This window comes from Saprospiraceae bacterium (genome assembly GCA_016713025.1).
Lineage (GTDB): Bacteria > Bacteroidota > Bacteroidia > Chitinophagales > Saprospiraceae > OLB9.
The window spans coordinates 3,713,147-3,737,931 of sequence record JADJPZ010000004.1; the positions used below are offsets into that span (position 1 = coordinate 3,713,147).

General features: G+C 39.0%; 10 protein-coding genes and 1 pseudogene. 8 read left to right on the plus strand and 3 right to left on the minus strand.

Going from position 1 to position 24,785, the window contains the following annotated elements; all coding sequences use genetic code 11:
* Positions 1–70: 70 nt before the first annotated feature.
* Positions 71–2,455, minus strand: a complete 2,385-nt coding sequence (locus tag IPK35_22130) for a T9SS type A sorting domain-containing protein (GenBank protein MBK8055891.1) — start codon at positions 2,453–2,455, stop codon at positions 71–73.
* On the minus strand, positions 2,456–13,294 hold the full coding sequence (locus IPK35_22135) for a DUF11 domain-containing protein (GenBank protein ID MBK8055892.1): 10,839 nt from the start codon (positions 13,292–13,294) through the stop codon (positions 2,456–2,458). It lies immediately after the preceding gene.
* Positions 13,295–13,968: 674 nt separating this feature from the next.
* Between IPK35_22135 and IPK35_22140 the strand changes: the two genes are divergently transcribed.
* The 8 genes from IPK35_22140 to IPK35_22175 all read left to right on the plus strand — a co-directional run bounded on the left by IPK35_22140 (position 13,969) and on the right by IPK35_22175 (position 22,240).
* Entirely contained in the window at positions 13,969–14,346 is a 378-nt protein-coding gene (locus IPK35_22140; protein ID MBK8055893.1) for a BlaI/MecI/CopY family transcriptional regulator, read from the plus strand.
* A gap of 1 nt (position 14,347) precedes the next feature.
* Positions 14,348–16,330: a M56 family metallopeptidase gene (locus IPK35_22145; GenBank protein MBK8055894.1), complete on the plus strand. Its 1,983-nt coding sequence runs from the start codon at positions 14,348–14,350 to the stop codon at positions 16,328–16,330.
* Between the two features lie 425 nt (positions 16,331–16,755).
* Positions 16,756–16,983: a hypothetical protein gene (locus IPK35_22150; protein ID MBK8055895.1), complete on the plus strand. Its 228-nt coding sequence runs from the start codon at positions 16,756–16,758 to the stop codon at positions 16,981–16,983.
* Positions 16,929–17,753, plus strand: a complete 825-nt coding sequence (locus tag IPK35_22155; protein MBK8055896.1) for a transposase — start codon at positions 16,929–16,931, stop codon at positions 17,751–17,753. Before IPK35_22150 ends, IPK35_22155 begins: the two co-directional genes overlap by 55 nt.
* Before the next feature lie 23 nt (positions 17,754–17,776).
* Entirely contained in the window at positions 17,777–18,139 is a 363-nt protein-coding gene (locus IPK35_22160) for a hypothetical protein (protein ID MBK8055897.1), read from the plus strand.
* 194 nt (positions 18,140–18,333) lie between these two features.
* Entirely contained in the window at positions 18,334–19,278 is a 945-nt protein-coding gene (locus IPK35_22165) for a PDZ domain-containing protein (protein ID MBK8055898.1), read from the plus strand.
* A gap of 120 nt (positions 19,279–19,398) precedes the next feature.
* Complete coding sequence (locus IPK35_22170; GenBank protein MBK8055899.1) at positions 19,399–20,685, plus strand: hypothetical protein; 1,287 nt, start codon at positions 19,399–19,401, stop codon at positions 20,683–20,685.
* A 241-nt stretch (positions 20,686–20,926) separates the two neighbouring features.
* Entirely contained in the window at positions 20,927–22,240 is a 1,314-nt protein-coding gene (locus IPK35_22175) for an adenosylhomocysteinase (GenBank protein ID MBK8055900.1), read from the plus strand.
* 280 nt (positions 22,241–22,520) lie between these two features.
* On the opposite strand, the pseudogene IPK35_22180 reads toward IPK35_22175, so the two are convergent.
* Positions 22,521–24,628 (minus strand): annotated as a pseudogene (locus tag IPK35_22180) (M3 family metallopeptidase).
* Positions 24,629–24,785 lie beyond the last annotated feature (157 nt).

Genomic DNA, 24,785 nt, shown 5'->3' on the forward strand with positions numbered 1-24,785 from the left:
AAATCACTTCAGAAAAAAAGGGGCATCATCCGAAAATGATACCCCTTTAAACTTTATTACAAAATAATAATTACTCGAGTCTGATCAGCTTTTTCTGAATTGCTTGCCCGTTGATGGTGATCACTACGTTGTAAACACCTGCAGGTACATCATTCAGTTTAAGATTGTACATCGTTTCTCCAGCTTTCTGTGCATCAGAAGGTTTGATAGAAGCAATGAGCTTACTCGCACTGTCAAACAACTCAATCTCAACCTTTGAGTCTTGTCCCACCATGACATTTATATTTGTCTCTTCTTTAGCAGGGTTAGGGTACAGACTCACTGATAATGTGCCGCTATGATTTACACTTACCATTTTGCTATATGTATATTGTCCATCAAAATCTGTCTGCTTCACTCTATATACATACACTCCTGGTTTTTCCACATCCTGATCGTTCAAACTATAGTTGCTCACATCTGTTGTGTTGCCTTTAGCAGGAACCTTTCCAGGTATCAATTTAAATTCAGCATCTGATTCCATCCTCCTTTCTACCTCATAGTGACTTGCATTCACTTCTTTGGCAGTACTCCAGGTAATTTCATGGACATTATTGACACGTCGTGCATTTACATCCAGCCAATCTACAGGCAGTACCCCAAAGGCAATACCCATATCAATGTTTTCATTGATTTTACCTGAAGTAAACTCAATTGTTCTGGTTGTATTTGAGCCATTACTGTGATCCACATCACTATCCATGTCATCTGAAGCTCGTCTAGGTAATGTGGCACCATAGCCAGCAGGTGGTGAAAACCGCAAATAGTAGGCCTGTTGTTCCAGATAGTTGATGTTGTAAGTACCATCAGAATCTGTAACGGTTGTGGCAGCAACTTTTCCTGTTGCTTTTTCTATTGCTTCGACTTTCACTCCTTCCACTTTTGGTTCATTACTTTCCTGGATACCATTGACATTGGCATCTCTCCACACCAGGTTACCTGCTTGGGCCATCGGATAGAAACCTGCACCAAGATCACATTTCTCCTGACCAGACAAGACTGTAAACTTATCAGTGGTAGTAGGTCCGTTGGCATTAGTGATATCACTATCATTTTCCTCATTGGTACCTACGTTTGCTCGTGCTCTTACCAGTCCCAATGGAGGCATGATCACTTCTACATAGTACTCGCCCGGAGGAGCACAGAACTTCCAGTAGCCATCATCAGACGGAGTACCAGGTTTATGTCCAGTATATTTGAAATCCCAGATCAACCATGTTCCGAAGTGATTTCTCCACAAGTTCACCTTCAATCCATTGATACCGTTTTCATTAGTATTCCAGATATCATTTTTGTTGATATCATACCATACTAAGTCTCCGATAGGTATACACTTGTAATATCCTGCATCCCATGTCATATCTCTCTCTCCCGGAGCCAGATATGTTGTGGCAGTAGTACGTGGTCCATTTGATCTATCTACATCACTGTCTGTTACATCACTTCCTCTATTGAAGAAGGTCTGTTCAAATCCAGCAGGATCTATGAACTCAAGGTAGTAGTTGCCTGGATACAAGAAGTCAAACAAGTAATATCCATTGATATCTGTGTATGTAGTACCTACGTATGAGCCGTCACCTTTGTAAAGATTCACTTGAACTCCAGCTATTCCTGGCTCACCTGCATTTTGCTGTCCATTACCATTAAGGTCATGCCATACAAAGTCTCCAATGGCTGCAAGTATCAATAAACCTGCATCATAAGTACTATCGAACTCTCCACCTGTGATATTGGTACATGGTCCTAATCCGTTAAGATCTACATCACTATCAAGTCTGTCATTAGCACCTTGATTCTGGAATGTAAATGCACATCCTCTTGGTAAATTACTAATATTAAACTGTACCTGATAATCTCCAGGGATCAAGTTATTGAAGAAATAGAATCCTGTGGCATCAGTTGTAGTAGTCTGTAAAACATTACCTCTACAATCTGTAAGCGTTGCAATTACATTAGCTACTCCTGGTTCTCCCGGATCCTGAATACCATCACCATCTAGGTCTTTCCAAACTGTATCTCCAAGACCTCCTACTACGATCACTTTTTCAGGATCGTGATCGTCTTCATCTTGGTTGAAGTTTGGTCCGTTACCATTGATGACATTATCCCATGGTCCGTCTGGCTCTACTTCGTTTTCACGTGGTGAATTTGTATTACCTACACTGTCTGCATCATCATTTCTGTTGTTACCAACATTATCTTGTGATGATCTGATTTCAGCATAATTCCACCAGTCTTTCACTGCTGGATTTGCATCCAAAGCTACGACTAAGTTTAATGGTATGGTGATACTATCTCCTGGCATCAAGACACTTGTAATGGTGTAATTCAATAAGCCATCAGCCGATGCTGTAGGGGCCGTAATTAAGCTCCATCCTGCATTTGACACTGCATTGAATGTAAATCCGCTTCTCATCTAGTCATTGATTACTATATTTCGAGCAGGAACATTACCTTGATTGAATACTTTTATTCTAAATGTCGCTGTCTCACCAATCATATATGGACCTCTGTTATCTACCGTCTTACGCAATGCCAAGTCAAACACTTGTATCTGATTAGGATCATGGTCGTCCTCATCTTGTGGTGCTCCAGGGTTATTAGGATTGTTCGGATCACCATTGATCTCATCATCTTGTGGTGTATTCGGTTGTCCTCCCGGATCATTATTGTTATTGCCATCTGGTGTACTATCTATATCTACTGGTGGAGTAGGTGTAGATGGATCATTGTCATTAGCTGATTCGATCTCTGCCCAGTTGGTCCATGCTTTTCCTACATTAGTGTAACAAGGTATAACTCTGTTATCTAAAGTAAGCTGAACACTTGCTCCTGCTGCTAGTACACTGCTGTATGTGGTACGTACTTCTCTTGTAGCTGCATTGTATACCCATCCTGCTGCTGTGTTGGCAGGTGTAGAGATATACTCTAATCCACATGGAAGTGTATCGATAATAACTATATCCTTAGCATCTATATTTCCTTGATTGAAAATAGAAATTCCAAATTGTACATTCTGACCATAGCTAAAGCTAGGCAATGCTGTCAATTGCACTTTTCTAAGTGCAAGGTCAAAGACTTTAGGTCCCGCAGGGTCACTATCATCTTCATCATCATCACCTGGACTATTCGGATCATTAGGACTTTCGTCCACTACATCATCATTTGGATCACCCGGATTGACTGGATTGTCGTTATTCGGGTTATTATCCGGTGTGCTGTCTGCATCATCATTATCACGTGGATTTCCACCTGTATCCTCCATTCCGGTGATCTCTGCACCATTAGTATAGACTCGTCCGCCGCCATTGGTTTGTACTAACTTAAGTCTAAGTCTTACTGTGGTGCTTGCCTCCGGTGCTAATGGGCCAGGAATTATTCTAAATACTGCAGGATATGCTCCTGACCATCCTGCATTGATTGCTGGGTCGTAAGTAAATCCTGCTGGTATATAGTCTACCACTTCGATATCCGTCATGGTCACATTTCCTTGATTGAATACATCGATATCAAAGTCTATGATCTGACCATATTTGTATGGTCCTGCTGTAACCATACGTTTTCTCAACGCTAAGTCAACGATCTCCAATCTTTCAGGATCATGATCATCTTCATCATCTCCCGGAGGTAGATTTGGATCCTCTGTCACCTCATCATCGTTTGGAGTATCAGGTTGTCCACCTGGATCATTATTAGGATTGGTATCTGGTGTGCTATCTATATCTGTTGGTGGTTCACTTGGATCATCGCTGTCTCCACCTGTAATCTCACCTATGTTTGTCCAAGCACGAGTACTTCCTACTATACATGGTTGTACTTGCAGATAGATGTCTATCGTTCTGCTTGCTCCCGGTATCAATGAACCTGGTAAGGTAATGGATGCATTTCCTGTAGTGGCATTGTAGGTCCAACCTAATGCGTTGTTACTTGCCGCTACATATTTCATTCCGCATGGTATATAATCTACTAAGTCTATACCGCTAGCCTGAATACTACCCTGATTAAACACTGTGTAAGTAAACTTAACAATATCTCCATATCTGAATGGTCCTGTTGCTGTCGTTGTCTTTCTTTGTGCTAAATCATATATCTCTATTCCAGCCGGATCGTGATCATCTTCGTCTTCATCTGGATTTGGCTTTGGTCCACCACCAGAGATGTTGTTATCATCCGGATCTCCAGGCTCTACATCTCTCTCGTCAGGACGGTCACTACCTGGTGTACTGTCCACATCCGGTCTTGGAGTGCCAGTCTCATCCTCCATACTGGTGATTTCTGAATAGTTGATCCAATTTTTCTCACCACCTGTGGTCTGTCTGACTGTAAGTCTTAATGGCACACAAATAGTATCGCACACTGCAATTGGTCCTGCTACATTGGCCGTTAAATTACTTCCTGAAACCGTCCAAACTCCTGGTGCATTGTTTGCAGCCACATATTGGAATCCTGCTGGTAAATAATCTATCAAACGTACATCAGTCATGATTTGATTACCTTGATTGACAACACAAACATCAAAGTCTAACACTTGGCCATATCTGTATGGGCCAGCTGTCTTCAATGATTTGTATAATGCCATATCAAACACTCTGATCACTGTAGGGTCATGATCGTCTTCGTCTGTTGCAGCTACATTGCTCTTGAATGGTGCCTGTACTACGCCAAGCTTATTAACTCCTACACCTGTGACTACATTGTCACTTGGTGAATTGACTGCTCCACCTGCATCATTATTTCTAATAACATCTGGACGGCTATCAATATCTACTGTTGCCAATGGATCCGCACTATTGTCTCTGCTAATCTCTGCATATACCAACCATCCATCTTCAGCTTTGGTAGGTACTGCTGTAAGATTAAGAGTATATTGTAACGTTTGCCCTGGTGCCAATACTGCACTTGAAACATAAGTTACTGTTCCGTTTCCATTATTTACCCAGCCTGGATTATTGCTTGTACTGAATGTATAGCCCGCAGGTACATATACTGTTACATCAAATCCATTACTTGGTATATTACCTTGATTGGTTACAGTGATCGTTTGTACTACATTATCTCCATAGCTGGAAAGAATATCTGTATTATTGACCATAAACAATGCTAAGTCAAATACTTTTGGCCCGGCAGGGTCATGGTCATCTTCTTCACCTCCTTCATTAGTACTTGTCGTATTGTCATCAGCAGGACCTCCTGGGTACACTGCTCTCTCATCTGGTCCATCACTACCTGGTCTACTATCTACGTCATCTCTAACTGTACCTGTAAGGTCTTCCATTCTTGTGATTTCACTGTAATTGATCCAGTGATTTCTACCACCTGTGGTCATATTGAAATTCAAGAATAAACTTACACACAATGTATCACACAAATCTACTGGTCCTGCTATGGTCCTTACTAGATTACTTCCTGAGACAGCCCATCCTGCATTGCCTGCATTTCCTGCTGCAAATGTGTAACCCGTTGGCAGGTAATCTGTAATCTGAACATTTTGCATGACTGAATTACCTTGATTCACTACACATACTCTGAATTCGTGTACATCTCCATACTGGTATGGCGCAGTAGTAACCAATTGCTTGTACAATGCCATATCAAATACTCTGATCGTCGTAGGATCATGATCATCTTCATCTGTAGCAGCTGTGGTGCTTCCAAATGTTCCTGTCATGTTTCCGTTTCTATCTCTACCTATTCCGGTAAGTACATCATCTGAAGTGGTACCAACAGCACCGCCTGAGTCATTTGTTCTATTATTGTCTGGTCTACTATCGATATCTTGGGTTACCGCAGAATAAACACTGTTGTCTCTGCTGATTTCAGCATAAACCAACCAGCCATTTACGTCTGTCTTGGTAGGTCTTGCTGTAAGATTCAATGTGTAATTGACCGTCTCACCTGGTGTCAGAACTTCTGGTGATACATAAGTCACTGTACCATTTCCATTGTTTACCCAACCTGGATTATTAGAAGTACTAAATGTATATCCTGAAGGCACATGTACAGTTACATCGAATCCATTGGAAGTGATGCTTCCTTGATTAGTTACAGTGATCGTATGTACTACATTGTCTCCATAATTGGCAAGGATATCTGTATCGTCCACAATCATCAATGCTAAGTCAAAGATTTCAATACCCGCTGGGTCGTGGTCATCTTCTTCTCCACCTTTATCCATACTGGTGATATTATCATCCGCTGGGAATCCTGGTTCTACTGCATTTTCTGCAGGTCCATTACTTGCTGGATTACTATCAATATCCCAATTGTTTCTCGGTGCTAAGTCATCGTTGTAAGTATCAGTGATTTCAGCATAATTGATCCAATGTTTTTCACCACCGGTTGTTTGCTGTATTCTCAGTCTGATACTGATCATCTGACTTGTTGCTGGTGCTAATGGACCTGTAAGTATATATGTTGCATTAGATCCTGCTGCTGTCCAACCCGGGTTATCTCCTGCGCTGAATGTATATCCTGCTGGTATATAATCTGTTATACGTGTATTACGCATTGGCTCATTTCCTTGGTTGAATACCTCAATGTTGAACTGAAGTAAGTCACCATAAGCGTATGGTCCTGCTGTCACTAAAGTCTTTCTTAATGCAAGATCTATAATCTCGATTCGCTCTGGATCATGATCATCCTCATCTGTGGAAGGTGCTCCGTCACCTGGTGTGCCCGTACCATTACCATCTACAAAATCATCTGCAGGACTATCAGGCTGTCCACCTGGATCGTTAGTCGGACTAGTATCTGGATCACTATCCACATCCTGATTTCCTACATTATTTCCAGAAAGATCTTCAAACTGATATACTTCTGCATAATTATCCCATCCGGTTGTAAAGTTTGTTGTCGGTTGTACTTGTAAATAAATACTTACCGTGGTACTTTGACCTGGCTGTAATGTCAATGGTATAGTTGTAGTGGCACTATTTGGTCCAAAAGTCCAAGTAGGGAAATTTGCACCTAAAGCTGAACCAGTAAAACCTGTAGGAATATAATCAACTACTCTAACGTTTCTAACCGGAAGATTACCTTGATTCAATACTTCTATATCAAACTTCACGACCTGTCCATAACTGAATGGTCCTACTGCAGTCGTAGTTTTTCTAAGTGCTACGTCGTAGAAAGCAGGTCCTGCCGGATCATGATCATCTTCATCTTGCCCTACTGTCGGTCCACCGCCATTGATATTATTATCATCAGGGCTTCCTGGTGTCACTGTATTTTCAGTAGGTGTATTGCTACCTGGGGTACTGTCTGCATCTACAGGCGGCGTATTTGAAGGATTTTGGTCATTGTCTGCAGAACCAATCTCCGCATAGTTGATCCAATCTCTTGTACCACCATCTGTCATACTGTAGGTTAATGAAATCTGTACAGTAGTACTTAAACCTGGAGCCAAAGGTCCTGCTATAGTACGCGTTGCAGTACTTCCCGCTAAAGTCCATCCTGCATTCAATGCACCATTGAAAGTATATCCTACTGGTATATAGTCATTTACAACTATATTGTATGCATCTACATTTCCTTGGTTAAATACTTCGATGTTATATACATGTTGTTGTCCATAAGTATATGGTGCTGTAGTAACCAATGTCTTACGTAATGCAAGATCAAATACTGGTATAAATTCAGGATCGTGATCGTCTTCGTCAGTAGCTGCGGTACCACCACCTACTGGTCCAGTACCATTACCACCTATAAAGTCATCTGCTGGACTTTCTGGCTGTCCACCAGCATCGTTTGTATTATTGCTATCCGGATCACTATCGATATCTTGATTGCCAATATTAGTTCCTGCTTCATCTTCCATTGCTCTGACCTCAGCGTAGTTGGTCCATGCATTAGGCTGTGCACATGCTTGAGCTCTAAGATCGATTCTGATCGTTTTTGATAGACCAGGTGCTAATGAACCCGCACACATCGTTGTTGCTTGCATTCCACTCACTGTCCATGGTTGACTGCCATTCACGTATGTAAAGCCGCATGGAATATAATCCACCACATCAATGTCATATAATGTTACATTACCTTGATTGGTCAGCTCCACATTGAAACTCACCACATCTCCATATCTGTAAGGAGCAGGTGTAACTGTTGTCTTTCTTAAAGCGATATCCACGATTCTAGGTCTTGCTCCATCATGATCATCTTCGTCAGTTAAAGGATTATTTCCACCTACAGTACCAGTACCATTACCTAATACTGCATCATCAGCTGGTGTACCTATGGCACCACCACGGTCATTAGTTGAATTTCCATCAGGTGTACTATCTGCATCAGTGACAGGGTTTCCGCTACCATCAGTTGCAGTTGTGATTTCTGCAAAGTTATCCCAAGCTGTTAAGCCAGATGACATTTCTAAAGTTAAAACAATAGAAATGGTTGTAGAAGCACCTGCAGCCAATGAACCTGGAATAGTTCTAGTTACAGTTGGTGCAGCACCACTCCAATCAGGATTAGCAGCTCCAGAGAAGCTATAACCTGCTGGTATGTAGTCACTCACGACTATATTACTTGCCGTAGTATTACCCTGGTTGATTACTTCAATATTGAAGGTCAAAGGCTGACCATAAGTATGTGGTCCGGCTGTTGCCAAAGTTTTCCTTAAAGCTAAGTCAAATACTTGAATCAACTCAGGATCATGATCATCTTCATCAGTAGATGTAGCAGCATCGCCTGGTGCTCCACCAGTGGCTTTACCATTACCATCTACAAAGTCATCATTAGCACTATCTGGAGAGCCTCCATCATCATTACCATTGGTATTGTCAGGTGTACTGTCTATATCAGCTCCATTCAGGCTATTTCCTTGTGTATCTTCCATGTTTCTAACCTCAGCATAGTTTAGCCATGCATTTGGTGTTGCACAAGGTTTTACTCGTAAATCGATTCTTATCGTTGTCGATGCCCCTGGATTAAGCACCCCTGCAATATTAGTTTGTGCTTGAGTACCATTTAATGTCCAAGTTTGGCTTCCACCAACATATTCAAATCCACATGGTATATAATCCACTACATCAATGTCTGTAAGGGCTACATTACCTTGATTGATCACTTCCACATTGAAGCTTACAACATCTCCGTATCTGTAAGGGCCAGGTGTAGCCGTTGTTTTTCTAAGTGCGATGTCTACTATTCTTGGCGCAGCCGGGTCATGATCATCCTCATCCTCATCAGGATTGGCATTAGGACCACCACCTAATATGTTGTTATCATCCGGATCACCAGGTTGAACTGGGTTATCATTATTTTGAATTCCATCAGCCACACTATCAGCATCATCACCTCTATTGTTCCCTCTATCATCTTGGGCAGATGTCACTTCAGCATAGTTATTCCACGCTGAACCGCCGGCTCCATTTTGTTGAAGAGTTAAAACTAATGGTATTGACACACTTGCTCCTGGAGCTATAGGTCCAGATATTGTTCTGGTAGCTACTGTTGGACCACCTGTCCATAAATTATTGTCTGCAAAGGTATATCCTGCAGGTATATAATCACTTACTATGATATTGGTCGCAGTAACATTTCCTTGGTTATGTACTTCTACATTGAAAGTCAAGGCTTGTCCCCAAGTATAAGGTGCTGCTGTAGTTAATACCTTCCTCAGTGCCAAGTCGAATACTTCTATCTTTACAGGATCGTGGTCATCCTCGTCACTATTTTCATTATTGATGGTGTCATCAGTTCCACTAATTACTCCTCCAAAATCAGGAACGCCACCAGGATCATTACCATTGGTACCATCTGGTGTGCTATCTATATCTGTAGGTAAGGTTGAAGTAGCAGGATCTGTGTCATCAGCTCTTGAAATTTCTGCAAAATTTGTCCATGCATTGTTCAAGTTAGTGTAACACTCCCTGACAATAAGGTCTATCGTCATTGTGGTCGACTGACCAGGATTAAGAGTACCTGTAAATGTTCTAGTCACTTGGCTTCCGGATAAAGTCCAACCTGCATTTGCTGCTGATGCCACAAACTCTAATCCACAAGGAAGATAATCAGTAACTTGGATATTCGTTGCAGGAATATTACCTTGATTGAACACCTCGATCTGATACATTACTGCTTGACCATAACTATAGCTAGGAGTAGCTGTCAATTTCGTCTTGCGAAGGGCTAAGTCAAAGATTTTCGGCCCAGCTGGGTCATGATCATCTTGACTGCCTACACCAGTATCTGTCGTACTTGCAGTATCATTATCTCCCGGGCCGTCAGGTAAAATGTTATTCTCATTTGTACCATTGCTACCTGGTGTACTATCAGCATCAACAGCTGGATTTCCAGCCCCGTCTTCTGCAGATGCTATTTCCGAATAATTTACCCAAGATTTATTAGTAGTTGTTGTCGTGATTCTGGTCAATACCAAATCTAGGTTCAACGTCATACTTGCACCTGGAGCTAAAGGTCCTGCTATGGTACGAGTAATCGTAGGAGCACTGCCCGTCCAACCATTATTTGATGCAAAAGTATAACCAGCTGGTATATAATCATTTACAACTATATCCGTCGCTGTTACATTTCCTTGATTAAATACGGTAATGGTAAAATTGTGCGTCTGTCCATAAGTATATGGTGCCGCTGTATTTAATACTTTGGTCAATGCTAAATCAAAAACAGGCACTAATTCTGGGTCATGGTCATCCTCATCTGTAGCGGCTACACCACTTCCAGGAGTTCCCGTACCATTACCATTGATGAAGTCATCTGCTGGTGAATCTGCTTGACCTCCTGAGTCATTTCCATTTGTATTGTCAGCATCGCTATCGATATCTGCTGTACTTACGTTGGTTCCAGATGTGTTTTCCATGTAACTTACTTCTGCATAATTTAAATATGCGTTTGGAGTTGAACATGGTTGCAATTTAAGTGTAATCGTTAGATTTACGCTCGCTCCAGAAGCCAATGGTCCAGCTATTCTTGTCACTGCATTAGATCCAGCTACAGCCCAAACCTGACTACCACTTACATAAGTAAATCCACATGGTATATAATCTGTTACATCTATGTTCTGTAACGCTACACTACCTTGATTGGTCACCGCTATATTGAAAGTGATATCCTGACCATAGCTGTATGGACCTGCTGTAACTGTTGTTTTTGCTAATGCAATATCTATTATTTGAGGCCCTGCTGGGTCACTATCATCCTCATCTTCATTTTGACTTGGACCATTGCCATCAACATTATTGTCATCAGGATCTCCTGGATTGACTGGATTATCATTACCTACTATAGCATCTGGTGTACTATCCGCATCTGTACCTCCCGTAGCTGCAGATATTTCTGCTCGGTTGACCCAGTTTGGTGGTGTACCTGATGCTGGTGTGATAAATGTAAGTTGTAACGGAACTACTATACTTGCTCCAGCGGCTAAGCTTGGTATGGTATTGGTAATCGTAGGATGTGATCCAGTCCAACCATTATTAGCTGCAAATGTATATCCATTTGGTATATAATCTGTAACTACAACATTGGTTGCACCTACATTTCCTTGGTTATACACTGTAATATTGAAGGTCAATAACTGTCCATTTGTGTATGGACCTGCTGTAACCAATTCCTTTTTCAGTGCAAGGTCGAATACATTTACCAATGCTGGATCCTGGTCGTCTTCATCTGTAGCTGCAGTACCACTATTTGGTGCACCTGTACCATTACCATTTAAATGATTATCCGCTGGGCTTCCTGCTAATCCTCCAGCATCATTATTTGGACTTTGATCTGGATCACTATCTATATCAAACTGACCAATAGCATTACCACCCACATCTGTAAATGAACTGATTTCGGCTACGTTCAACCAAGCATTTGCTGTTGCACTTGGTTGTAGGGACAACACTAAATCTACCGTCGTACTACCTCCCGGTGTCAATGGACCTGGAATAGTTCTGGTGATTAATGGTGCTGAACCAGCCCATCCATTATTTGAACTAAAAGCAAATCCAGCAGGTACATAATCAGATACCATTATATTGGTTGCTGTTTCATTACCTTGGTTTGCTACTGTTATTCTAAATGTTATATTTTGACCATAGGTGTATGGCCCAGGTGTTATGATCTCTTTGATCAAGGCTAAGTCCACGATGCGAACAGTTGCCGGATCATGATCATCCTCATCAGATATTGGATCCGTTCCACCTGGTGTACCTGTTCCATCACCAGTGAGCACATTATCACTTGGGGTTCCAACTGCTCCACCTGCATCATCTGATGGACTGTCGTTTGGAGTGCTATCGACATCATTTGTACGCCCTCTTGAGTCTGTACCGGCAGTGATTTCTGCAATATTAAGTACATTGGTAGGATTAACTGTACTATTTACTACCATATCTATAGGTATCGTCACACATGATCCTGCTGGCAATCCTCCTGCTGGTAAACCCATACCGGGCGTGAGTGTTCTGACTGCATTGGCTCCAGAAGCTGTCCAACCATTGTTGGCAGTAAACGTAAATCCAGTTGGCACATAGTCAATCAAACTCACACTTGTTGCAGGGTCTGTACCCTGATTGCATATCTGGATATTGAAAGTAATGGTTTGTCCAATACTAACAGGTAAATTATCACTCTTTTGCTTTATCAGAGCCAAATCTAGATATCCGCAATCTCGTGTCTGTACCGTAATAGGACAACACAAGCTGACTAAACATCCCGTTCCGTCAGTAGCTGTGTATCTAAATACTTCTGATCCGTCAGACATTCCAGGTGTTGTAGTAGAGACAACTAATTGTCCCGACCCAACATTGACATTGGCAGCATTGAACCATTGCACATTTGTCAATCCGCCAGGTGCAGTAAGCGTTATGGTTTGTGGTCCCGGATTTCCAGGCGTATCACAAATAAACTGTACAGGTGTAGAACATCCTGCGCTACAACTTGCCTGAGGACCAACTACCACTGTACGTTGACATGACAAATCAGTTTTGTCAGTAATTGTAAGTGTGTAGCTTTGACCACTGCCTGCAGTGCCATTGCCCAGCACCACGGCAAATGCCGACCCATACGTCCCTTGTTGTGGTGTCACTGTAGTACCTCCGCTGACATCTATCCAAAATCCTTGCGTACTACCCGACGTAGCCGCGACATTTAGATTGAATTGGATAGCATCATCTGACGGCGAGTCTGTTCCCTGATTTTGACAAGAAACAACACTTGCAGTGGCAGATGTGATACTACACTGACTCCAAAGATTTTGTGCTCCAGTAAGGAAGAGCAACATTATAAAAGTCTGTAAAATACTTTTCATTACTTTGAGGTTAAGTGATTTGAATAAATAAAATTCCTCTCCTGGAGGCTTACCATGAAATTTAACGCTTTCATATGAGGGATGCCTGAGAAACATAGAATAAAATTTTAAATGTGAGTGAATTGTGCCTATTTGAAAAAAGTAGTATATAATCTTTGTGTGGTATTTTTTCAATTATATTGATCCCTTTCATACAAAATGAAGAGAGTATACTTTTCAATATTATGAAAAGTAAAAACATTATAATAGCAAGTGAATTAAAGTGTAAATCGCTCATTTTGAAATAATTAAATGCATTAATAAATAAGCAAAATGCTAATTTATTCGTTGTTCTATTATCTCAAAATGCACGTAAAGCGCAGATTGCTTAGGTTTGTAGGGGCAAATATATTACACATTTATTTAATATTAAAATTTTTTTACTTTTTTTTTACTTTTTTTTTATTTTAATATTCATGAGTCATTTTGTCATGAATTTATTTTTTAAAATTCTCTCCATTAATCAGGAAATTAGGATATCTGGATAATTTCCTTTCACAAATTATTGTATCAAGCTTGCTAAATGCATGGCATCTGTTAAATTTTTCTTAAATATACGAATTCTTTCGTACAAGGTGTTGACAATACGAATAGCTTCGTATATCTTTGTTTCGTTTTTAAATGTAAACTTTAATATGTCTAAATTGAGACCAACAGAATCCGAACTTGAAATCCTCCAGATCCTATGGAGAAAAGGGGCTTCAACTGTCAGAGATATCAATGATCTGCTCAATCTTCGCAGAGATGTGGGTTATACAACTACACTCAAATTCATGCAAATCATGAATGAGAAAGGATTGGTCATCAGAGATACTACCACCAAAGTCCACATCTATATGGCGGCTGTTAAAGAAAACGAAACAAAAAATAATCTTATGGAAGCTTTTATCAATGTGACATTTCAGGGTTCTGCTATGAATCTGGTGATGCAGGCATTGGGCAATTCCAAGTCATCTCCCGAAGAATTGAAAGAACTGAAATCTCTGATAGATCAAATAGAAAACAATACCTGATATGATATCTGATATGTTATTACCACAACCCGAAATCATCAATGCATTGGTTTGGACGCTGTTGCACTCTGTGTGGCAGTTTGCACTGATAGCATTATTGATGTCCTTTTTGTTGAAGAGATATGAAACCGGCGGACCTGAAAAAAGATACTTTATTGCCTTGGTTAGTCTTTTGGTGGCCTTTTTTACGGGTGTTGGTACTTTTTTATATTATCTTAATCTATCAGCATCAGATCACACAAATACGTTCATGCAAACTATCCAATGGAGCGAAAACGGGTCACTGGCGGCCAATGGATTTTCTGACGATCTTTTTTTATGGATTGAAAGACATCAACACCTCATATTCTACTTCTGGATATCCGGAGTAATACTTTTCAGCATCAGATTTATTTTGGCAGCTTTGTATTCAGAGTTTTTATCTTCATCATTTATACATGTCTATTGTCAGGATACCTTTAAAGCATTCAAAAAGGTAAGCCAGCATTACAACATTCATGGAAATATAAAAATAGGTGCCAGCAAATATGTGACAAGTCCACTTATCCTCGGTTTCGTAAAACCCATCATATTGTTTCCTGTGAGCCTTATCAACCAATTGGATATTCGGGAAACTGAGGCCATTTTAGCACATGAATTGGCACATTTTGTAAGGAAGGATTTGTATGTCAATGTGGTGCAAAATCTGATAGAAGTAATTCTGTTTTATCACCCGGCCATATGGTGGATATCTGCCAATATCAAATTAGAAAGAGAAAGTTGCTGTGACGATATGGCTACCCAATATCTGGGAGACAAGCTATTGTACGCCAAAACACTTCTGAAAATTCAGGAGATGTCACAAAACCATTCTCAACCGGCATTAGCCATGTACTACAGCAAAAAAGAAAGTTTTTTTTCTAACCGTATAAAACGTATATTAAACATGACACAAACACGCAATTATCTCAAAGAGAAGATTTTCACATCAGTATTACTTATTTTGATCATGATGGTGGCCACTAAAAATCTTAGCGGCACGTCAGACAAAAACCAGAAAGACAACACTTTGGCAAATCAAAATATCTTTGTTTCACCGAATACTATAGATTCCATCCCAAACAAAAAGGAATCGGTACGAATTCAAAAAAGGACGAATGACAAGGACTATAAAATAGCCATTGAAGATGGTAAAATCACAGAACTTGAAGTAGATGGAAAAAAAATCGATGAAAAGGATTATGACAAATATGAAGATATCATCGCTGAAGCAAAGCCGGGAAGATCGGGTGATGGCTCAAAAAGAATGTTTTTCTTTGATGGAGATCACGACGGTCCTATGGTATTGAGATTTGGTCAGAATCCTGATTCCTTTTGGTACGATTATAAAACATTGAAGGATTTTCCCGGCAAGTTCAGGTCTTTTGATTTTAACAATGATATGTTGGATGAAAATATCAAACAACAGCTTAAGGAATACAAAATCCTTATGGAGGATTTCAGAGGAAAAATGTTTGATAAGAAACATTTTGAAGACATGCAAAAATCATATGGCATCACTGAAGAACAAATGAAAAATATGCAAAAACAGATGGAAAACTTCAGATTCAATTTTAAAGACCTGGACAGCATGGGATTTGGGCTAAGAGAATTTAAGTTTCCGGAATTCAATTTTGAAGACTTCAATGGTTTTAAAATCCATCCATTCGGTGATGAAAATGAAGACATTTTGGAAAGAATCAATCCGGAAGCAAGGACAAATAACTTTTCTGATGCCCTTGGTAATGCTTTGAACAAAGACGGATTACTCATTCCGGGTCAGGAAAACAAAGTGGAACTTTCAGGAAAACATCTGAAGATCAATGGCGAAAAGCAGCCCAACAACATATATCAGAAATACAAAAGGATTTTTGAAGAAGCCTCCGGATCTACATTGGAGAAAAATTCAAAACTTCAGTTTAATTTTCTGGGTAAGGAATCAAAAAGGAAGTTTAGGGTGTATTAGATCAATACCCTAATATTTTAAATTACGCTATCGCCTACAATGCATACAGAGAGGATAATCCATCGTTTTTACCCTGACCCTAAAGGGAATCAATTGATTATCAATGAAGTAAAGTTGCAGTACCAATGTATTACTTACATTTTTTAACACACCCAATAGCAAGAAATATGTACTGATAAGATAATCAATAGTTTTTTACCCTGACCCTTATATGTTTGCATTTTAAAAATTAATGGTTTCAAGATAAACAAATAATTTATAACTTGGCGGTTGAAGGGGAACACCCCTTGATACTTAGATATCGTCCTTTAGTGTCCCTTTCGCCAAGCTTAATCATGAGGTATAACTTGATACATTGATATCGTATAACATAAGGGAATGTAAGGCTTGACACTTTTTTTAACACATTTTAAAGTAATTTATGTATGAAAGTTGGATTTGGAGGACTGGACGCAAGTAAAGGTTATTGTGATTTCAGTTTAATTTCGAAGGGTAATGAATTTACTAATCGCAGGATGAATTTTATTGATAATCAATCCGGTCTTGATGAACTCAAAAAGTCTTATCACAGGCACTTTTGTCTATTGATAAAATTTATTTGGCTATTGAAAGTACCGGTGGGTATGAAAACAATTGGTATAATCAATTGGTAAGTTTTGATAAGCGAATCATCATGTTCAGGATTAATCCGTTGCGGACACATCATGAGTCAAAAAAGAATATGCATCGCAATATTAATGACGCCATCAGTAGTGAAATTATAGCTAGGCATGTATCTGAAAATTATGAAGAACTAGAGAAAGCCAAGCCTAGATCCTTACATTTTTATACTGCGAAACAGATGCACAAAACTATACAAGGATTTATTAAACAAAAGACGAGAAATATCAACCAACTTGAGAAAGTAGTGTATAGTTGTATTCCTGGTCTTTTAACTTTTAGTAAAAATGGCATGCCAAAATACATGTATAAATTACTTCAAAAGTATCCATCAAAGGCAAAGATATTAAATGCGAAAACAGCTTCTTTGGCTAAAATCAAAGGGTTAACCATGGAGAAGGCTAAGGCCATCCAAAAAGCGGTGAAGCTAGATTCAGGGTCGGGTAATACGATACTTACTGAGCTAAATATTAAAACATTGGCCCAAACTATTAACTTATTCTCCACCCAGATCAAAGAACTTCAATCAGAACTTGCTAAACACGGAGCCAACGACTTAGCGGATTTCTTAGTCACAATTCCTGGTTGCGGCATCGAGTCAGCAGTGTCATTAAGCATAGAAATAGAAGATATAAATCGATTTAACAGTGCCGCATCACTTTGTTGCTATTTTGGAGTACACCCAGAAAACCATACAAGTGGTGATATATCAAAGAAACCTAAAATGAGCAAAAAGGAAGTAGTTCATATAGGGGTACAATAGACATGGTAGCTAAAAATGCGATTATGTATGACCCTTATTTTAAAGAGGTATATTCAAATCAAAGAGCGAAAGGTAAGACCTATAACGATGCTTTAGGTGTAATAATGAACAAGTTAACAAGAGTGATCTATGGTATGCTTACAAACAAAGAGGCATACGATTCATCAAAACCTAAAACACAAAAAAACAAACCAGTAGACGCAGATCAGCAAATAGAGAAGTTGGAAAAAGAAACCGCAGATTATAAGGCAGAGCTAGAAAAGATGCAAAACGCACCAGTTTCTCGAAGAGCAGAAAATAAAATAAAAAAGGCAATGGAAGAGTCTCAAAACTCAATTGAAGAGTTGCGCACGAGATCAAAACCATTACCAAGTGCAAACATATAAATTTGTTTGAACTTGGTAATAAAAAACACCGCCAAATATTATAAAATCAACGGTATAACTAAAGGGAAACAATTGATTATCAATGAAGTATAGTTATTAGAACATTTTGTATTTTTTGTAAGGGACACATTATTGAGAATTAAAAAACAAATTTTTAAAAATATCAGTTAATACTTTAATTAAAAATCCAAATAATGAAATCTAAATTTTATGTTATCCTGTGTATGTTAGCGGTGGCGATTTTACCAAATTTTGCATCAGCACAACAAAACAAATCAGACTATAAAAAAGTAGTCATCATCAAAAAGTCCAATGAAAATGGCAAGGTGACCGAAACCAGACAGGAAGCGGAAGGCGAGGCTGCTGAAGATTTGATGAAATCGATGTCACCTGACGATATAGAAACGATCAATGTCGAGAAAGATAAAAACGGTGACAAGAACATTAAAATAATAACTAAATCAGCTTCAAAATCCAAAATCGTGTCAAATGATAAGGATGGAGGTAAGACAATAGAAATCACTTCCGACAACAAGGATGGCAAAACCATCGAAAAGTATAAAATCATCAAAAAGGATGGCGAAGGAGAAAAAGTGATAGAATGGGACGGGACGGGAGAAATGCCGGAAGAAATGAAAAAAGAGATGGGCAAAATCAATATCAATAAAAATATGGATGGTGAAAAAATGGAAATCACGGTTGATGTTGAAAACGATGACGATGGTGGCAGTAAAGAAGATAATAAAATGATCATCGTACGCAGAGGTGGTAAAGATAAAATGCGCAAGGAAATCGAATGGATAGAAAGAGACGGAGCAGGATTCGGACCTGAAGGAAGACACAGAAACTATAACTTCAATGATGAAAATCCTAATAACAATAAGGCATCTCTGGGCGTCATGATAGATGATACCGATGATGGCGTTGTGATTACCGATATGACCGAGGGGTCAGCAGCCGGTGCCGCCGGACTCAGAAGAGGTGATGTACTACTTAAAATCAATGACAAGTATATATTTACATCCAATGGACTTATAGATGCATTAAAACCATACAATCCCAATGAGGCCGTAAAAGTCAGATATATCAGAGAAGGAAAAGAAAAGTCAGTCAGTGTGACTTTGAAGGCGAGGAAGTAGGAGTGTCTTTTAACTTTTATGCATGAGCATATGTGAAGCACATTCAGGCAAAATGGTGAAATGTTAAGCATGCTCCAAACGCTCTAAAATACTATTATAAATCTATTTAAAACTTTAGAAATGAGAATCCGATTCATGGTGCTCATAGGCTTGGTTATTGCCATTAATTCAACTTTGACAGCACAAAATAATGATACATTTGATGGCTATTTTAATGAAATCAAAGCATCAACGAAGAAGTATAAATCATTGTGGAATAAGGATCTGTATGGACCACTTATACTTGTAGATCCCAAGACAAGAATAGTACACTCCAACTATTCTGATTCACTGGGCATTCTCAAAAAAAATGGAAAGATATACTCAGGTGTGTTGCCATATGAAATTAATATAGCAAATACAGCTTTTAACTGGAATGGACGTAGGTGGACCATGATCATGTTACCTGTTTCTGATTCTAAAATTGAGAGGGTATCTCTGCTGGCTCATGAATTATTTCATGCGAGCCAACCTGCATTGGGCTTTACACTTTCAAATGCGGATAATAATCACCTTGATCAAAAAGAAGGAAGAATTTATTTGCGTCTCGAGATGGAAGCATTAAAAAAATGTATTAATGCAAAAAACAAAACTGAACTCAAAAAATTCCTAATCGATGCATTTGCATTCAGAAAATACAGAAATTCTATCTACCCCGGATCTGCCGATACTGAAAACATCCTCGAATTGAATGAGGGAATTGCCGAATACACAGGATTGGTCATCAGTGACAGAAACAAAATCCAAACTGTTGAACATTTTAATAATTACCTGAATTCATTCTTTAATAACCCCACTTTTGTGCGCTCATTTGCTTACCATACTATACCTGTGTATGGATATCTGCTGCGACAAACAAAACCATCCTGGAATCAGGAAATTAAATACTCCACAAATCTGGTTGACTATTTTATACAATCTTTTCAAATATCACTTCCGGAAGATTTAAAGTCATATATCAATACTAAGAAAGATTTTTATAATGGAAAGCAAATAAGTACAGAAGAAAATTTACGGGAGGAAAACACTTTGAAGCTTGTAGCCGAGTATAAGAATAAATTCACAGTCCAACCCCATGTAGATATCTATTTTGAACAAATGAATATTTCTTTTGATCCTGGAAATATTATGCCTGTAGAAAACCTTGGAACTTATTATCCTGATCTTAGAATTACTGACAACTGGGGCATATTGTCGGTAAAAAAAGGTGCTCTAATTGGTCCGAATTGGGAAAAAGTTTCCGTAACACTTCCTCTAAAAATAGAAAATAACAACATTGAGGGCGAAGGATGGAAGCTTGAATTGAAGGAAGGATACCATCTCAGAAAAGATGAAATATCGGGACATTTCAAGGTGGTAAAGGTATGATCCTCTGATTTCTACCTCGTATCAATTTAGCTAAAAAAAGTAATTGCGGATGAAATTATTGAAATAAGAAATCATTTATTCGTCACTCCAAACAACTTTTTGCCAATCCATAAAAGAAAGTTGAATCATCCTATTCTGATAAATTAGTATATAAAACGTTAATATAAAGAATATATGTCGGCGATAATATCCCAAAATCATATTTTTGCATTCGTTTTTCAAAAATAATCTAAATATATTTATGGTACATACAGAAAAAACATTGGCTTACAAAGTCAAAGATATCAGCCTTGCTGAGTGGGGAAGAAAAGAGATTACCCTTGCAGAGGCTGAGATGCCAGGTCTTATGTCTCTGAGAGAAGAATTTGGTCAATCCAAACCTCTACAGGGTGCGAGGGTTGCTGGTTGTCTTCACATGACAATTCAGACAGCTGTATTGATAGAAACATTAAAAGAGTTGGGCGCTGAAGTGACCTGGTCTTCTTGCAATATTTTTTCCACTCAGGATCATGCTGCTGCTGCGATTGCTGCTGCCGGAATTCCTGTTTTTGCCTGGAAAGGTATGAATGAAGAGGAGTTTGACTGGTGTATCGAGCAGACCTTATTTGCATTTGAAGATGGCCAACCACTCAATATGATCCTAGATGATGGAGGTGATCTTACCAATATGGTTTTTGACAGATATCCTGAACTCGTAGATGGTATCAGAGGTCTTTCAGAAGAGACCACTACAGGAGTACACAGGCTTTACGAAAGAGAGAAAAAAGGCACATTAAAACTTCCTGCTATCAATATCAATGACTCAGTAACCAAGTCAAAATTTGACAATAAGTACGGGTGTAAAGAGTCTTTAGTGGACTCAATCAGACGCGCTACTGATGTGATGATGGCAGGTAAGGTTGCTGTTGTAGCGGGATATGGTGATGTAGGAAAAGGGTCTGCTGCTTCTCTGAGAGGTGCCGGATGCAGAGTGGTAGTAACAGAGATTGACCCTATCTGCGCTTTGCAGGCGGCTATGGATGGTTTTGCTGTCAAAAAAATGGATACGGCCCTTATAGAAGCTAGTATCGTTGTCACTGCGACGGGAAACAAAAACATCATCAGAGAAGAACACTTCAGAAAGATGAATGACAAAACCATAGTTTGTAATATAGGTCACTTTGACAATGAAATCGATATGGCTTGGTTGAACAAAAATTATGGCCATACCAAAGATGTCATCAAGCCTCAAGTAGATCTTTACAACATAGATGGCAAAGATATCATTCTGTTGGCTGAAGGTCGTTTGGTGAATTTAGGTTGTGCTACAGGTCACCCTTCATTTGTAATGTCCAACAGTTTTACTAATCAGGTATTGGCACAGCTTGAACTTTGGACCAATACCGACAAATATGAAAACAAAGTGTATACCCTGCCAAAACATCTTGATGAGAAGGTGGCAAGATTGCACCTCGCAAAGATCGGTGTTGAACTTGAAGAGTTGAGTGCTGATCAGGCTGAGTATATAGGTGTCACTGTACAAGGACCATACAAACCTGAATATTACAGATATTAAGATCTTATTTCTTAATTGCATAAAACACAAAGGGGAAATTCTGTAATGAAAACAGAATTTCCCCTTTTTAATTCAACTTTGTCACTTTCATCAAAATTTAATCAACCTGAAACCTGATATTTTTTAATATACTTAAAGTTAAAAGTATAGGTAAACTAGGGTCACAACTGTTGGGTTAACCCAACAGTTTCCTATCAATCAGAAAGTCCGTATAATTTAACAAAGTAGAATTAATTGTAGAGACTATTTGTTCGAAAAAACTAAAATGAAAGGAAGCTATTTAAGGCGTAATCAGCAATCCTGATCTCTTAAGCATCGCTTCAGGTTTTGGTTCTCTTCCACGAAATTTTTTGTACAATTCCAGTGGTTTTTCACTTCCACCTTTTGACAAGATATTATTCCTGAAAGATGCGGCGACATCTTTGTTAAAAATTCCCTTTTCCTTAAAGAGGTCAAATGCATCCGCGTCCAGGACTTCTGACCACTTGTAGCTATAATAACCTGCAGAATATCCTCCTGCAAAAATATGTGAAAATGCAGTACTCACTGAATATCCGGATGTTTCAGGATATAATTTATGAGTGATATCAGCTTGTTTTTCAACTTCAGCTACTGTCTTACCGGAGGGAACGGTAGAATGCCAGGACATATCTATGAGCCCCAGACCCAACTGTCTTATTGTGGCTGTTGCTGCCATAAAATTGGCACTTTCTCTGATTTTATTGATCAGATCATCTGGTATGACTTCACCTGTTTCATAGTGTTTTGCAAATAATTTAAGCACTTCCTTTTCTGATACAAAATTTTCCATCAATTGGCTGGGTAACTCTACAAAATCCCAAGCCACACTTGTGCCGCTAACACTTGCATATTTACCTTGCGCCAGCATATCGTGCAGTGCGTGTCCAAACTCGTGATACAATACTTCCACTTCACCGAAAGTAAGCAATGATGGTTTTGTATCAGTAGGCTTGGAAAAATTACAAACATTGACTACATGTGGTCTGTATTCTTTACCGTTTTCTACCCATTGGCTCCTCAAAGTATTATTCCAGGCTCCTGCTCTTTTTCCCGGTCTTGGGAAGTAATCTCCGTACCAGATAGCCATAAGTTTTCCTGTTGCATCATACACCTCATAAGCTACTACATCTTGGTGCCAGGTTTTGATTTCTTTGTTCTGTCTGAAAGTAAGACCAAAAAGACGATTGGCCACATCAAACATCCCATTCAGTACATTCTCAAGCTTAAAATATGGTTTGAGTATCTCATCATTGATATTAAACTTTTCTTTTTTAAGTTTTTCGGCATAATATGCAAAGTCCCATCTTTGCAACCTATCATCTGTAAATCCTTGTGACTTAGCAAATGAAATTAACTCCTTCAATTCCCGATCGGCAGCAGGCTCAGCGTATTTTCTTACATCTTCCAAAAATCCATTACGATAGTCGTGCTATTGGCCATACGTTCTTCGAGGATATAATCAGCCCAGGTGTCATAGCCTAATAATTGAGCCTTGTCATATCGTAATTTTACCACTTTTTCAATAATGGCATTATTATCATTTTTGTTTCCTTTGGCACATCGACTGTTGAATGCTTTAAATAATTCTTCTCTCAAGTCTCTGTTATCAGCATACTGCATAAATGGGCCATAGCTTGGTGCCTGCAATGAAAACAACCAACCTACTTTACCAGCCTTTTTTGCAGCTGATGCAGCTGATTCTTTTACAAATACCGGAAGCCCAGACAATTGACTTTCGTCTGTGATGTGTTTTGAATAGTCATTGGTTTCATTCAATACATTTTCAGAAAATTTTATAGACAAGTCAGATAATTCTTTGTTGATGGCTCTCAACTGATCCTTTTTTTCAGGAATAAGATTGGCTCCGTTTCTTGAAAATCTTTTATACGTTTTATCCAGAAGCATATAACTCTCCTTGTCCAGTTTGAGTTTATCTTTTTTGTTGTACACTGACTTGATTCTGGCAAAAAGTTTTTCGTTGAGAGAAATATCATTGCTGTATTCCGTCAGAAGCGGAGATATATCTCTCACATTTTTTTGTATAGCTGGATTTGTCTCAGCTGAATTCAGGTTAAAAAGCACTTTGGATATTCTGGTAATACCCTTTCCGGATTGCTCCAGAGCGACAACAGTATTGTTAAAAGATGGCTTTGCTTTATTTTCAGTTATTTTCTGAACTTCTGCTCTTCCATCTTTCATAGCTTGGGTCATAGCAGGCATAAAATCATCCGGTGTAATCTTGTCAAAAGGTACGGTACCAAAAGGGGTATTGAATTCTTTGGTAAGTACATTTTCTTTTGGTGCTGCTGTCTGTGCAAATGATGCCACATGAAGGGTCAATGTTATCACTACTAAAATCGTTTTCATTTGATGTTTATTAAAAATGTGGTCAAAGATATAGATTTCAGATAACAACGTTATTATAGTGAAAAGAAAATATTCTGCAAAAAACTTATATCACAATATATTGTAAATTAATTAACGTGAATTCGGGTTAAGGTTGTTTTTTATAGTACTTCTTAAA

Excerpts from the sequence above, each read along its gene's own strand:
- IPK35_22130 (MBK8055891.1), bottom strand. The coding sequence starts at position 2,455 with ATGAGAAGCGGATTTACATTCAATGCAGTGTCAAATGCAGGATGGAGC.
- IPK35_22135 (MBK8055892.1), bottom strand. The coding sequence starts at position 13,294 with ATGAAAAGTATTTTACAGACTTTTATAATGTTGCTCTTCCTTACTGGA.
- IPK35_22140 (MBK8055893.1), top strand. The coding sequence starts at position 13,969 with ATGTCTAAATTGAGACCAACAGAATCCGAACTTGAAATCCTCCAGATC.
- IPK35_22145 (MBK8055894.1), top strand. The coding sequence starts at position 14,348 with ATGATATCTGATATGTTATTACCACAACCCGAAATCATCAATGCATTG.
- IPK35_22150 (MBK8055895.1), top strand. The coding sequence starts at position 16,756 with ATGAAAGTTGGATTTGGAGGACTGGACGCAAGTAAAGGTTATTGTGAT.
- IPK35_22160 (MBK8055897.1), top strand. The coding sequence starts at position 17,777 with ATGTATGACCCTTATTTTAAAGAGGTATATTCAAATCAAAGAGCGAAA.
- IPK35_22165 (MBK8055898.1), top strand. The coding sequence starts at position 18,334 with ATGAAATCTAAATTTTATGTTATCCTGTGTATGTTAGCGGTGGCGATT.
- IPK35_22170 (MBK8055899.1), top strand. The coding sequence starts at position 19,399 with ATGAGAATCCGATTCATGGTGCTCATAGGCTTGGTTATTGCCATTAAT.
- IPK35_22175 (MBK8055900.1), top strand. The coding sequence starts at position 20,927 with ATGGTACATACAGAAAAAACATTGGCTTACAAAGTCAAAGATATCAGC.